Annotated in this window: 9 protein-coding genes; 3 read left to right on the forward strand and 6 right to left on the reverse strand. The window is 33.6% G+C overall.

All coding sequences use genetic code 11. The annotated features are described in order from the left end of the window. Window positions 1-29 precede the first annotated feature (29 nt). The 3 genes from IPO86_07905 to IPO86_07915 all read left to right on the forward strand — a co-directional run bounded on the left by IPO86_07905 (window position 30) and on the right by IPO86_07915 (window position 5,338). A complete protein-coding gene (locus tag IPO86_07905; GenBank protein MBK9728024.1) occupies window positions 30-1,280 on the forward strand; it encodes a metallophosphoesterase in 1,251 nt (416 codons plus the stop codon). 110 nt (window positions 1,281-1,390) lie between these two features. Further along, complete coding sequence (locus IPO86_07910) at window positions 1,391-2,404, forward strand: hypothetical protein (GenBank protein MBK9728025.1); 1,014 nt, start codon at window positions 1,391-1,393, stop codon at window positions 2,402-2,404. Window positions 2,405-2,500: 96 nt separating this feature from the next. After that, window positions 2,501-5,338: a T9SS type A sorting domain-containing protein gene (locus IPO86_07915; GenBank protein ID MBK9728026.1), complete on the forward strand. Its 2,838-nt coding sequence runs from the start codon at window positions 2,501-2,503 to the stop codon at window positions 5,336-5,338. A gap of 140 nt (window positions 5,339-5,478) precedes the next feature. Here IPO86_07915 and IPO86_07920 read toward each other — a convergent pair whose 3' ends face one another. Genes IPO86_07920 through IPO86_07945 form a run of 6 tightly spaced genes read right to left on the reverse strand, consistent with a single transcriptional unit; the run spans window position 5,479 to window position 14,801 of the window. Then, window positions 5,479-7,401, reverse strand: coding sequence for a cyclomaltodextrinase N-terminal domain-containing protein (locus IPO86_07920; protein ID MBK9728027.1), 1,923 nt, complete (start codon window positions 7,399-7,401; stop codon window positions 5,479-5,481). After that, window positions 7,398-8,744 (reverse strand): MFS transporter, encoded by a 1,347-nt coding sequence (locus tag IPO86_07925; GenBank protein ID MBK9728028.1) that lies wholly within the window; start codon window positions 8,742-8,744, stop codon window positions 7,398-7,400. The genes IPO86_07920 and IPO86_07925 overlap by 4 nt, the downstream gene beginning before the upstream one ends. A gap of 1 nt (window position 8,745) precedes the next feature. Further along, a complete protein-coding gene (locus tag IPO86_07930) occupies window positions 8,746-10,095 on the reverse strand; it encodes an alpha-amylase (GenBank protein ID MBK9728029.1) in 1,350 nt (449 codons plus the stop codon). A 7-nt stretch (window positions 10,096-10,102) separates the two neighbouring features. Next, a complete protein-coding gene (locus tag IPO86_07935; protein ID MBK9728030.1) occupies window positions 10,103-12,403 on the reverse strand; it encodes a glycoside hydrolase family 65 protein in 2,301 nt (766 codons plus the stop codon). Window positions 12,404-12,415: 12 nt separating this feature from the next. After that, window positions 12,416-13,096: a beta-phosphoglucomutase gene (pgmB, locus tag IPO86_07940; GenBank protein ID MBK9728031.1), complete on the reverse strand. Its 681-nt coding sequence runs from the start codon at window positions 13,094-13,096 to the stop codon at window positions 12,416-12,418. A 16-nt stretch (window positions 13,097-13,112) separates the two neighbouring features. Continuing rightward, window positions 13,113-14,801, reverse strand: coding sequence for an amidohydrolase (locus tag IPO86_07945; GenBank protein MBK9728032.1), 1,689 nt, complete (start codon window positions 14,799-14,801; stop codon window positions 13,113-13,115). Window positions 14,802-14,804: the final 3 nt, after the last annotated feature.

A 14,804-nucleotide genomic window follows, 5' to 3' on the forward strand; every position in this document is an offset into this window, starting at 1 on the left:
TTGATTAAAACATTTTTAAAAATAGTCTTATGGAAACTAAAAATGCTGTTCGTGAAAGTAAATCCTATGAGGATTTGAGTCGGTCGCCCTTGTTGAATCACTTGGAGACAGAAAAATTTAAGATAGAAGAAAAAACACCAAAACATACAAGCTGGGATTTCCTTACGGGTGCTTTAGGTAAATGGATTTATCATTATTTCAAAAGCAGATTTGGAAAAAAAGCAGATTACAATACATATAAAGGATTAGAAACTGGTATTTATAAATTGGACACTGTAAATCAAGAAGTATCAATAGCAATTGCTGCAGATTGGGCAACGAATACTTTGGAATCAATCCATATTGCAAGAGAAATAAACAAAAAAAATCCAGCCTTTACAATTCACCTTGGAGATACCTATTTTGTTGGGGAACCAGATGAAATTGCAGCAAATTTTTTGCCTATCAATGATTCCATTTGGCCACGTGGTGATATTGGAAGTTTTGCAGTTTTAGGGAATCACGAAATGTATGCAAGAGGAATTTCTTTTTTTAGAGACTTATTACCTCATATGGGCTTGCGAAAATCGAAGACAGAATTTGGAGGCCAGGGTGCTGGCTTCTTTTGTTTAGAAAATAGTCATTGGAGGATCCTTGGATTAGATACCGGTTATCATTCGGTTGGAAAATTACCAATTTTGGAAATGATCCCCTGGTTTGCACCAGATTGCCATTTTGACGACAAGTTGATAAGTTGGCTAAAAGATACTGTTAAACTTGGCGATCCGAATGATAAAAGGGGATTGGTTGTATTAACCCATCATCAATATATAACAGCATTTAAAGCGGAAAGTGAGTATTTAGCACCAGCAAAACAATTGGCAGAATTAATTGGTAAAGACCGTCCAATATTATGGCTTTTCGGACATGAACATAAGTTTGCAATGTATGAAAAAACGCAGGTAGGTAAAGGTGTTATGGCATATTGTCGATGTATTGGAAATGGTGGAATGCCAATAGAATTGAAAGATCAGTTTACAAAATCCAGTAAAAAATCAGGCTATCTTAAATTAGTTATGGCTGATAACAGACAACGCATTCCAGGACTTGGCTACAATGGTTATACCGTATTGAAATTGAATGAAGACAAACTTACGATTGATTATTGTGATGTTGATTCCGTATTGGTTTCGGAAGAATGGGTTCAGCAAAATGGAAAATTGTTTGGTACCGTTTCGGAGCCAAAAGTTGCTGGGATTTCAGCGCAGGAAGGCAAAACCTGGAGCGATGCTGTAAAATAGGATTTAAATAATTCGCCATTGCAGAATCACCAACTGCAAAAAGACTGATCTCTAGAGAGGCCGAATTTGATGTCTCATTAAAATGCAGTATTTTTGCATTAAATTACTCAATTATGCAACTTACAAGATTCTCTCGTATCCTTATTGTATTGGCAATTTTAGCCGTTTTATTTATTGGATACAAAAAATATGCTCCGGATTTAATGGAAAAATTCGGTACACCAGAAGCAAACCAAGCACCTCCTCAAACAGAAAATACGAGTCCTCAAAATACAAATCCATCAACACAGCAAACACAAACTGCCACAACCTCACAATCTATTTCTTTTGCTTACAAAGCACCTGAACCAATTGATGGAAAACTTAAAGGGGTAGTTGAATTAGGTGCTTCAGGATTTAACTCATTTATAGTTCGGGTTGATAAACAAAAAAACTGGAAATTGGAAAAATCTGAATTTGGTTCAAGTCTTGTTCATGAACATATGGCGACCGACGATGATGTAAGAAATGGACTGAAAAATTATATTCGTGGAATGTTAGATTTTGGAGTACCTGGAAAAGATATTCACTTTGTAGTAAGTTCAGGCGCTAAAACAGAACCAAGCGTAGTTAAAATTTCTAATGGATTAAAAGCACTTGGTTATTATGTTAATGAAGTCACCGCTCAACAGGAAGGAACTTATGGTTTAAATTGTGCTATGCCTCCTTCATTAACAAATCAATCTTTTATGGTAGATATTGGATCTGGAAATACAAAAATATCATGGATGCAGAATGGAACGATAAATGCATTGGAATCACATGGTTCTAAATATTTTCAAAAATCAATTTCGGATGACCAGGTTTATCGTGATGTCCGTCAAATAATTTCAAAAGTATCTTCGGTAAACAGACAATATTGTTTTATTATTGGTGGAATTCCATTTGAACTTGCAAAGCAAGTGCGCAATGGAAAAGAACGATATACAGTTTTAAAATTCCCTAACGAATATACTGCTACTGGTGAAAAACAAAAAGCCGGAATAAATATTTATAAAGCAGTGGCAGATGAAACAGCTTGTAAAACATTTGTTTTTGATTGGGATGCAAATTTTACAATTGGTTTTTTATTGGGACTTAAATAGTGAATTCATTGCAATTTCATTTTGAATGAATTTACAACTTCTGTTTCAAAGTATTTTGTTTTAATGAATTCGTGAAATATAAATATTAAACTCCTCATGAGAATAGCACTAAATCAATTCTGGGAGTGTAGCTTATGGAAAATTAAAAATTCAATTGTTATAGTTACAATTTTTTTCTTTTTTCAAAATCTGAATGCTCAGGTCATTTCTGTTTCTCCAGTTTTTCCAACCGATCAGGATACGATCACTATTATTTATAATGCCGCAGAAGGGAATGCTGCATTATTAAATGCAAATCCGCCGATCTTTGCTCACACCGGAGTTATTACATCAAAAAGTAACAATGGATCAGATTGGCGTTATGTACAAGGAAATTGGGGAACTGTAGATTCAAAAGTATTGATGAATCCACTCGGAAATAATCTATTCCAAATTAAATTTCATCTCCGCTCTTTTTATAATGTACCACCGCTGGAAACTATTCAAAAACTAGCATTCGTTTTTCGAAATTCTAATGGGAGTTTGGTAGGACGTGATCAAACTGGGGGCGATATATTTTATACCGTGTACGAATCTTCAAGTGCCTTACAAGCAATCCTTATAAAACCTGCAGTACCTTATGTTTTTGTGAATTTGAACGAAGTAGTTGATATCCAATTTGAATGTTCAAAGATCTCGGATATTCATTTATTTATAAATAATATTGAATCCGATGTTTTTACTGGTAAATCTTATAAAAAGTCTATTTCGGCCAATCAAACCGGACAATTTGATGTGCGTATTGAATGTGTTTCCGGTATGGAAAAAATTGAAAAATCATTTCGGTTTTTAGTGGGAATTAAATCAAAAACAGAAAACCCTCCAGCTGGAACAGAAGCTGGAGTTAAGGTTTTAACTGCCTTAAGTGCGCGCTTTGCGTTGAAAGCACCTGGAAAAAGGCATGTTTTTGTCTTGGGTGATTTTAATCAGTTTCAACCGGATACTTCATATCTTATGAAACAAAATACTGGAAGTGATTTATTTTGGTTGGATGTAATTCCTTTAAAACCCGGATTTAATCATAGCTATCAATTTTTGATCGATGGTAAAATTCTGGTTGCAGATCCATTAAGTAAATTAGTGTTAGATCCATTCAACGATTCTGGGATTCCTAATTCTTCATATCCTGACATACCAAAATATCCTGCAGGGCAAACCCATGGAATCGTTTCTGTTTTCACAACAACCCCTATAGAATACCAATGGAATAGTACTAATTACAAAAAACCAAAAAAGGACGAACTCCTGATTTACGAATTATTAATTCGAGATTTTTCAAATCAGCATTCCTTCAGATCCGTTATTGATAGTTTGGATTATTTGGCAAGGCTTGGAATAAATGCAATTGAATTAATGCCAATAAATGAATTTGAAGGGAATATCAGTTGGGGTTATAATGTTTCTTACCCAATGGCCCTGGATAAGTATTATGGCACACTGAATACATTTAAAGAGCTGGTAGACAAGGCACATCAGCTTGGAATTGCAGTAATTTTGGATGTCGTATTTAATCATGTATTTGGTCAAAGTCCATTAGCGCAAATGTATTGGAATGCAATACAAAATAAACCGTTGGCAAATAGTCCATATTTAAATTCAGATGCGACCCATCCGTTTAATGTTGGTTATGATATGAATCATGAAAGTCCATTTACAAAAGATTATGTAAAACAAGTTTTAAAATATTGGTTACAGGAATGCAAGGTTGATGGTTTTCGTTTTGATTTATCGAAAGGATTTACACAGCAAAATTCTGGAAGTGATGTTAACTTATGGGGAAAATATGATGCCTCCAGAATTAACATTTTGAAAAATTATAGCGATTATATTTGGACAATAGATAAGGAGGCATATGTAATTATGGAACACTTTGCTGAAAATAGCGAAGAAAAGGAATTGGCGGATTATGGAATGCTGCTATGGGGTAATCTGAATTATAATTTTAATCAAGCTGCAATGGCTTATAGTTCCAATGATTTAAATGGAGCCTTTGCTTTAAATCGTGGATGGTTGAATAATCATCTTATAGCATATATGGAAAGCCATGATGAGGAGCGGCTCATGTATAGAAGTTTACAGTATGGCAATGTTTCCGGGACCTATAATATAAAGCAATTAAGTACAGCATTGAAACGTCAGGAATTGGCTTTTCTATTTTACCTTATGATACCGGGTCCAAAAATGATTTGGCAGTTTAGTGAATTGGGCTATGATTATTCAATTAATTTTTGTCAGAATGGGACGATTAATTCAAATTGCAGAACGGATCCCAAACCTGTGCGTTGGGATTACTTAAATACAATCGAACGAAAAAATATTTATGAATTAATTTCTAAATTGCAAGAATTTAAATCAGTTACTGGATTACTAAAGAATGGAAGTTTAGAATCGTTTATTGGCGAAGGGTTTATAAAGCGAATGAAATATTCTACTCCCGAATTCAATGTTGTTGTAATTGGGAATTTTGATGTCATCTCAAGAACGGCTACTTCTGATTTTCAACATATAGGTTGGTGGTTTGATTATTTATCAAATGATAGCATATTTATTGATAATATAAATAAAAGTCATATTCTGAGCCCAGGAGAATTTCACCTTTGGGTCGATAAGAAAGTGTCTGTGGACGTAATTGATGCTTTGGCTGTGGAACCTAAGTTTATCTTTTATCCAAATCCTTTTACAGGACCAGCTATTTTGGAAACAGATTCAGAAATTAAGGAGATCCATCTATTTGATTTATTAGGCAAGCCATTGCCTCTGTATTCTAAAAGTTTATCCAAACATAGTTGGGAACTTAATCTTAATGATTTATTACCTAATGGAATTTATTTTTTAGAAATTGTATCAGCAGATGGGCAGATACAATGGCTTAATATTCAGAAGTCATGCGATTAATGCAACCTGGTATTTTACAATATATTAGAATATAGCTTCCGCTTTGATGCTCCAAATTAAGGTGGGGTGGGGTATGAATCGAAGCCATACTATGAAATAAAGTTTATAAATTTATTTATTAAAATTGGATTCTTTATTTTTCATTGATGCACTACTTCTAATATCCGCAATCCGTTTGCTTCAATCTTTATTTCATTTTCTATAGTTTCAATTTTTTCGGTAAAGATATCTTTCGCTTTTTTAGATTTTAATGTTGGAATTTGATTTAATATCTTGTAAGTTAAATCTTTTGAGTCTGTATTTATAAATACCAACAATGTTTTTTTCTTTGTTTTTCTATAGCAAAAATAGACACCATCTTTTGGCAAAATTTGATGAAAGCTTGCATTTTTAAAAAAGTCTGCATTCCATTTACGGTAGTTACTGATCCTTACAAAAAAGTCAAATGCCATTTTGCGATCAGATGGTAATTGATTTTCATCAAAATAATTTACGGTATCTCCCATCCATCCACCCGGAAAATCTTCACGTACTTTACCATCAGGATTTGAATAATTCTTCATTAGAATTTCAGTGCCATAATAGACTCCAGGAATACCTCTTACCGTCATCAATAAGCTTAGCGCTTGTTTCCATTTATTGAAGTCTTCTCCTAATACAGAAAAGATTCTACTAACATCGTGATTATCTAAAAAGATCAGATTATATTCTGGTTTGTAATAGAGATAATCTTGTGCAAGTGTACTGTGTAGTTTGCTGATACCACCATCCCAGGAAAAGGGTTTGGTTAATGCTTCTTGTATAGCAAATAGAAATTGAAAATCAATTGACTGTACATATTGTTTTTGATTTCCCAAATAATTTTTAGAATTAAAGTATGCTTGTACGCCACATCCCATTACCCATCCTTCTGCAAAAATGCGAATCTCAGGATTGTAATTTGTAATTGAACGTAACCATTCCTGCATAAATTTTTGATCAGAATAAAACCAGGTGTCTATTCGAAGTCCATCTAATTTTGCAAATTCGCACCACCAAATTGTATGTTGTATTAAATATTCTTTTAATGTCGGATGGTCTTGATTTAAATCCGGCATATGAAAATCGAACCAACCTTCTATTAATTGTTTTTTATCAAAAGCCGTTGCATAGGGATCTATAAAGGGCAGCGCATTATAGCTAGTTCTTGTAAATTGATCCCATTGATGTATCCAGTTACTATCAGGTAAATCTTTTATAAAATAGTGGTTACTTCCGCAATGATTAAAAATGATGTCCATAATGAGCTTCATTTTTTTTTGGTGAAGCTGGTTACATAAATTTAGATAATCATCATTTGTGCCAAAACGAGGATCGATTTTATAGTGATCTGTAATCGCATAGCCATGATATGATTCGGCAGGTTGATCATTTTCCTGTACTGGATTTAACCATATTGTACTTATTCCAATTTTATCTAAATAATCCAAATGCGTTTCGATTCCTTTTAAATCGCCGCCATGTCTAAAATACATTTTTTTGCGGTTCACTTCTTTTTGAGTCATGGATGGAATCACATCATTATCCTTGGCTCCATTACTGAAGCGATCTGGCATCACCAGGTAAATTAAATCTGATGCATCTATTCCTGGAGTACTGTAATTATTTCTTTTATGAATTTGATAGCTATAGGTTTTGAGTGTTTTGCCATTTATTAATTGAATCGTAATTGTGGATGCAGATTTTATTTTACTTAAATCTAATTCCAAAGCTAAGTAATTTGGATTCTCAAGACTCGTAATTTTTAATATTTTTATTTTAGCATTTGAAATTTTAACTGAAGATCCTTTTATATTGTAATCGTGAATTAATAAATGCAACTTTGGATCAGGCATTCCGCACCACCAAAATGGAGGATCTACTCTTACTTCTATTTTTTCTGCAGCTATGGGGAAACGTTTAATGTATTCAATCTTGGGAACGTTATCAGGATATCTTTGTTCTGGATCAACTTGTGCAGCTGCATTACTAGAAAAAAGAAATAGACTCAAACAAATATTTATAAGCGTTTTAAAGAATTTCATTTTTCAGGAATTGTATATAATGATGTGGATAGTAAATCTTTTTTTTCTTCTTTAATTAACATACACAGAATACTAGCAAAAATCAACATAAGACCACCTAAGGCAACAGCATGTAATGAATTTTGATAAAGTATATGTTTCATAACCCAGCCAAAAAATAAGGCTGCAATTATTTCTGGAATGACTATAAAAAAATTAAAAATGCCCATATATACGCCTGTTTTACCTTCGGGAAGATGAGGGGCAAAAATGGCATATGGCATTGAAAGAATGCTAGTCCAAGCAATTCCTACACCTATCATATTTATAAATAAATGATTTGGGTTATTTAAAAATAAAACAGAAATTAATGCCAGGCCACCAACTGCTAAACTCCATTGATGGGCCCTCGCTTTCCCAATTTTATCGGCAATGAATTTTAATATAAAGGCAAAGCAAAATGTTACTAAAGAGTAAAATGCAAATAATAAACCAGCAAATTCAACACCTTGTTTATAACTTGGATCTATCAGAGAACTTGCTTTGTAAAAATTGGTTGCAACGGCATCACTAAAATGAAACCACATCAAAAATAATCCCATCCAACTAAAAAATTGTACAATAGCAATTTTTTTCATTAGGATTGGCATATCCAGAATATTGGAAAATATCTCATTAAATCCGTTCTTTGTTTTTATAAAAATGGACTCCTTATTTTTTACTTTACGAATTAGAGGTGGATATTCCTTTGTCGTCAGTATCGTGTATAGTATGGCGATAAAAAAAACAAATGCGCCTATATAGAATGAGTATTTTACAGAGGATGGAATTCCTTGATTTGTGCTTTCTCCTAATTGAAACCAGTTTGTAAAAATCCAGGGCATTGCAGATGCAACAACGGCTCCTAAACCAATAAAAAAACTTTGCATTGTGAACCCTGTGGTTAATTGTTTTTCGGGTAACATATCCGATACAAAAGCTCGAAATGGTTCCATACTTATATTTATGGAAGCATCTAGAATCCATAACAATCCAGCAGCCATCCAAAGTGCTGTACAATTTGGCATGAGCACTAAACTTATGGATGCTAATATTGCGCCAACTAAAAAATATGGTTTTCTTCTGCCTAAAAAATTCCAGGTATTATCAGAAAGATAACCTACAATAGGTTGCACAATTAATCCAGTCATAGGTGCGGCTATCCATAATAATGGTATCTGACTATTTTCAGCGCCCAGATATTTATAAATAGCACTCATGTTAGACATTTGAAGTGCCCAACCAAATTGAATGCCTAAAAAGCCAAAGCTCATATTCCAGATTTGCCAGAAACTTAATTCTGTTTTATATGTTTTGTTTTCCATCTTATTTTTTGATATAGATTTTAAACTCCCAGGGATTTAACTGAATAGATGTTCCAGCTTTTAGTTTTGCGATTCGATCTGTATTGTATTCACGATATTTTGAATTCAAAATGGGATTTACTATTTTAATGGATTGCTTCCGATTACTTAAATTGAAAAAACAAAGAATTTCGTTTTGTCCAAGACTGCGTTTAAAGGAGAGTACAGATTGATTTGAAGTATGTTCAATCCATTCCATTTTTCCACCACGAGCACCCGAATACAATGCTGGGTTATTTTTGCGTAAATCGATAAGATTTTTATAAAAGGATTCATATGCTAAGTTTCTAAATCCAATAGTGTCTTTTTCAAAAAAGCGGAGTCTCTTTTTTATAGGTTCTTCCTGTCCATTATAGATTAATGGAATTCCATTTAATACAAAAGTCAATGCGCTAAATAATTGATGTGCATTTCCTAATAACTCAAACTCAGTGCCCTGCCAGCTATTTTCATCGTGATTACTCGTGAAGTATAAATGGGAACCAAGTTTAAATTTTATTGAGTCATCGTCAAAATATTGTATTAAGTCCAGCGCATTTTTATTTCCTTTTGCAATTTCGCGGATTAAATTTTGAAAGGTCCAACCAAAATCTGCATGAAATATTCCTTGATTTCGATGTGCGCTTTCTTCGGATTCAGCCAATAAAAAAATTGACTTATTCATACTTTTTAAAACACGATTCAATTGTATCCAGAAATCATCTGGTACCATCATTGCCATATCAAATCTAAATCCATCAATTTCATAAGCATCAAGCCAATAGAGTATTGCTTTTATCATGTTTAATCGCATTGCAGGATTTTTATAATCTAAGTCAGCAACATCATACCAATCTGTGTTTAGAGGATGCACTATGGTATCTGTTACAAGATCTTTGGTATAGTATTCTGGATGGCTATAAATCCATTGGTGACTCCATCCTGTATGATTCGGAACCCAATCTAAAATAACTTTCATACCCAGTTTATGGGCTTCTTTTACAACGGATCGAAAATCTTCAGGATTTCCAAATTCGTAATTTACTTCAACATAGGAAGCCACTGCGTAATAACTACCGAGGCTCCCTTTCCTTTTTATTTTACTGATCGGATAAATGGGCATAAACCAAAGAATATTAACTCCCATTTTTTGTAGACGCGGTAAATGTTTTTTAAAATCTAAAAAACTACCGGATTCTGTAAATTGTCTCATATTCACTTCATAAATAACACTGGAGTCCAACCAGGCAGGTTGAGGAATTCCAATAGAAATTTGACTTGAAATATTTCCACACAATAAATAACATAAAATAGAAAAGATAAATTTACACATGTTGGTATTAGGACATTTGAATTTTACCTTGTGCAGGCACCCGGTATTCTTTAGTTTTATAAATAATTTTTACTTCTTGGTTACTTTGATTTTCAACTTCTGCTAAGGTTGCTAATATTTTAAATTTCAATCGTTGATCTCTAAACATAAAAGTAAAAGCAAAGGCTTTCCATGCTTCAGGCAAGAGTGATTTAATAGAAATTGCATCATCTACAATGCGAAGACCACCAAATCCTTTGACAATACTTAACCAGGTTCCTGCCATGCTCGTAATATGTAAACCATCACAGGTATCATTATTATAATCATCTAAATCTAATCGAGAAGTTCGTAAATACAATTCATAAGCCTTTGTTTGTTTATTTAAGCGAGCTGCCAGTATACAATGAACACAGGGTGAAAGCGAAGATTCATGAACCGTTCTGGCTTCATAATATTCAAAATTTTTACGAATGGTATCGATATCAAAATGATCTTCAAAAAAATAAATCCCCTGAAGTACATCTGCTTGTTTTATATAGCAAGAGCGCAAGATCCGATCCCAGCTCCAATGTTGGTGTATCGGTCTTTCGGTAGCTACTAAATCAAGGACTGTATTTTGTTCTTTCTCTAAGTATCCATCTTGTTGTAAAAAGATTCCCAGGTTTTTATCTTCTGGTAAATACATTTTATCAGATACTTCTTTCCAAAAATCAAGTTCGTTTTGATTCAATTTCGTTTTTTGAATTATTTGATCATATTTTAAAGGCTCCATTAAAGATTTATCTATTAATTGCAATCCATAATCTAAACACCATTTTGCAAGATATAATGTATACCAATTATTGTTTACATTATTTTCGTATTCATTCGGTCCAGTCACTCCATGCATTACATATCGATCGATTGTTGTTGCGAGATGAACCCGTTGAACCCAAAATCGGTTTATTGCAATGATGACTTCTATGCCATAATCCCATACATAGCGAATATCATTTGTTTGCTTTAAATAATCAAAAATTGCATACACTATAGCACCGTTGCGATGAATTTCTTCGAATGTTATCTCCCATTCATTATGACATTCCTCTCCATTCATGGTAACCATTGGATAGAGTGCGGCACCTTCACTGAAACCTAGTTTTTTTGCATTTTCAATAGCTTTTGGCAAATGAAAATATCGATACAATAATAATTGTCTTGCAACTTTCGGATGAGAAGTACCTAAATAGAAAGGAAGACAATACGCTTCTGTATCCCAATAAGTGCATCCTCCATAACGTTCTCCGGTAAATCCTTTGGGACCAATATTTAAACGTGGATCTTTCCCTGTATACGTTTGATAAAGTTGAAATATATTAAATCGGATGCCTTGTTGAGAGTCATCATCACCTTCAATGCGAACATCTGCATATTTCCAGATTTCTTGCCAATAATTTTGTTGATCGTCTAATCGTTGATCAAATGGAATTTGACTCCACCATGTTAATTTGGAAATACATTGTTGACCAATCTCTTCTTTGCTATAATCTAGACTTGAAATTTGACAAACCGATTTTTCCAGAATAAAACAATCTCCTTCCTTTAATTCGCATTCCACGGTATTTGAAACATACCGGTTTTGAATTGTTGTTTTAATTGAATCTAATTTTAATTCACCATTAATATAAAACTTATTCTGAATACCAGAACAAACCTGGTAATTTGTTTTTTTTGTTTCTGCATGCGTGACCAGGTAAGTTTGATCTTGATATTCATTGATTCGATTCCAGAAATCTTCATCATAATTTGAGTCTTGATTGCGTATATTAAAATCGCAGTAAGATTCAAAACGAATGGATAGGGTATCTTGCAAGCAATACACGCTATATTGCATAGCGCCACATTCATCCCAGGCCATGCTCAAGTATTTTATTACTTGAATTTCCAAAGCAATACCAAATTCTGTTTCTAAGCTTACATTTCGTTCCAAATACCCTTTATCAAGGTGAAGAATTCTTTTGAAAGAATGAATTTTGCATTTTGCTAAATCGAGTACATGGTTATTAATATAAATATGAACACCAGACCAATTTGCTGCATTCGGTACTTTTGCATAATACTCTGGGTATCCAACTTTCCACCAACCAACGCGTGTTTTATCCGGGTAGTAAATGCCACCAATATAATTTCCAAGGAGTGTTTCACCGCTATAGGATTCTTCAAAATTAGCACGACCACCCATTCTGCCATTGCCAAGACTGAAAATACTCTCACTATTTTTTTGATATTCTGGATGAAACCCTTCTTCGATAATCTTCCATGGATGTGTTTTTAGGTAATTTTTCATAAGAAAAGAAACTTACATAATGGTATACCAATTAATAATTTCATAAGCTTTAAAGTATTGAAATCCTCTAAAAACAAGGTCCGCTTCATTTAATTTATTTCGGGGACCAATGCCAACCACATGCATTTTAGCGGATACAGCAGCATCTACACCTTTTATCGAATCTTCAAATACTATACAGCGTTTTGGATCGTAGTTTAATAATTCAGCAGCTTTTAAAAAAACTTCCGGATTTGGTTTTGATTTAGTGACCATATTACCATCTACAACAGCTGCAAAATAGGGGCTTATTCCTGTTTTTTTTAATATTAAATTTGCATTTTTGCTGGCAGAACCCAATGCGATTGGAATTTCTATTCTCTTTGCTTCTTTTAAAAAATCTAAGACACCTGGCAATAAATCATTTTCATTAAGTTCGGCAATGGATTCTAAATAAAAAATATTTTTTTCCGTAGCCAGTTTCAGTTTGTCATGCTTTTCAATTTCTACATGAGCCGCTTCTAAAATGAGATCCAATGAATCTAATCTACTTACACCTTGTAATCGTTCATTAAATTTTTCTGTCAATTCAAAATCGAATTTTTGAGCGAGCTTTTTCCATGCGAGAAAATGATTCTTAGAGGTATCAACTAAAACTCCATCTAAATCAAAGATAAAGGCAAACTCTCTGCTTGTCGGTGTTTTGTTAGTCATCAATTTGAATCAATTTCTAATGAGTGTAAACAGTTTTACCAGAAATAAATACCTGCCTTACTTTGGTAGTTGCAAGTTCGATATCTGTGCAAGTTATTAAATTTCTGTCCAGAATTATGAAGTCTGCCAATTTATTAGCTTCTAAACTGCCTTTAATGAATTCTTCTTTTGCAGCAAAGGCATTCCAAATTGTATAAGATCGAAGCGCTTCCATTCGGGTCATTTTTTGCTCTGGAAAAAATTCATATCCATTGTCTAACCTTTTTCTGGTGACAGCTGCATACATACATTCGAAGGGATTTATCGATTCAACAGGACAATCCGTGCCATTTGCTAGCAATGCACCTGCATTCAACAAGGATCTCCAGGCATAAGCTCCTTCTTTTGCCCTTTTAACGCCTAATCGTTTTACTACAAAGGGAGCGTCTGAGGTGCAATGGATGGCTTGTATAGAAGCAATTACCGATAATTCTTTGAAACGTTTAATATCAAGCGGGTCTAAATGTTGTGCGTGTTCAATTCTCCATCTGATATCTTTTGTATTATTCTTTAAATATTTTTCAAAGGTGTTTAATATTTCATGATTTCCTTTATCCCCAATTCCATGAACACATAATTGAAGATTTTTTGCAAAACAGTGTTGTGCTAATTTATCAAGGTCGGCAACAGGCATTGTATTTTGACCATGAAAATCAATTTTGTCTTCATAAGCTTCTGTAAGCCACGCGCCATAACTACCAAGTGCACCATCTAAGTAAGCTTTAACAGCATGACAGCTAAAGTTTTTTTTATGATCTAATGCTATAGGCAGTTGTTGAATATCTTTTAAGATCGTTTCAAATTGATCATACAACATAACATATAATCGATTTTTTATTAAACCATTGTTGCAGGCAGATTTTAAAAACTGAATTTCTTCCCAGCTACTTCCCGCATCCTGAAAGCTGGTAATGCCAAATCGAATACATTGGTTGGTAGCTAGTTCAGCCTGGTTACTTAATAATTTATTTTTTTCTTCTTGGGGTATTTTTGATTTTATTTCTTGATATGGAATGTTGATTAAATCCATTGCGTTTTCTTCAAAAATTCCAGTTAACTTTCCTTGAGCATCTTTTATAATCCGACCGCCTTTAGGGGATGTAGTTTCATTTGAAATATGTGCAAGTTGCATGGCTTTTAAATTGGCAATGAGTGCATGTCCACTTGCATGATATAAAATGACAGGATTTTCAGGGCTTAACTGACTTAATTTTTCATGGTAAGGATATCCTGAAACAGTTAATCCTGGACTTTCTATCCATTTTTCTTGATGCCAACCACGACCTTCAATCCAGGTTCCTGGTTTTTCTTTAGAAACCTTCTCTTGAACTTTCGCTAAGATTTCATTCCAGGATTTTGTTTCCAATAAATTTAGATTCACCAGATTCGAACCCATGCTTAAGAAATGGCCATGTCCTTCTATGAGGCCAGGCATTACAAATTGTCCTTCTAAATTTGTCAATTGCGTTTGATTTCCTTTCCTTTTTAAAACATCCTCATTTTTCCCAGTTTGTAAAATCAACCCATCTTTAATCGCAACTGCTTCATAAACTGCATCTTGAGCATCTGCAGTATATATTTCGCCATTATAAAAGATACTATCGGCTTTTTGCTCTACCTTGCATTGACTTAGCAGAAGGACCCCAATAAAAATTATCTTATTCATATA

The sequence above is a fragment of the Saprospiraceae bacterium genome (assembly GCA_016717265.1).
In the GTDB taxonomy this organism is placed as follows: Bacteria; Bacteroidota; Bacteroidia; order Chitinophagales; family Saprospiraceae; genus Vicinibacter.

Bases quoted from the DNA above. Each gene is read 5' to 3' on its own strand.
- IPO86_07905 (MBK9728024.1), top strand. From the start codon at position 30: ATGGAAACTAAAAATGCTGTTCGTGAAAGTAAATCCTATGAGGATTTG.
- IPO86_07915 (MBK9728026.1), top strand. From the start codon at position 2,501: ATGAGAATAGCACTAAATCAATTCTGGGAGTGTAGCTTATGGAAAATT.
- IPO86_07920 (MBK9728027.1), bottom strand. From the start codon at position 7,401: ATGAAATTCTTTAAAACGCTTATAAATATTTGTTTGAGTCTATTTCTT.
- IPO86_07925 (MBK9728028.1), bottom strand. From the start codon at position 8,744: ATGGAAAACAAAACATATAAAACAGAATTAAGTTTCTGGCAAATCTGG.
- IPO86_07930 (MBK9728029.1), bottom strand. From the start codon at position 10,095: ATGTGTAAATTTATCTTTTCTATTTTATGTTATTTATTGTGTGGAAAT.
- IPO86_07935 (MBK9728030.1), bottom strand. From the start codon at position 12,403: ATGAAAAATTACCTAAAAACACATCCATGGAAGATTATCGAAGAAGGG.
- pgmB (MBK9728031.1), bottom strand. From the start codon at position 13,096: ATGACTAACAAAACACCGACAAGCAGAGAGTTTGCCTTTATCTTTGAT.
- IPO86_07945 (MBK9728032.1), bottom strand. From the start codon at position 14,801: ATGAATAAGATAATTTTTATTGGGGTCCTTCTGCTAAGTCAATGCAAG.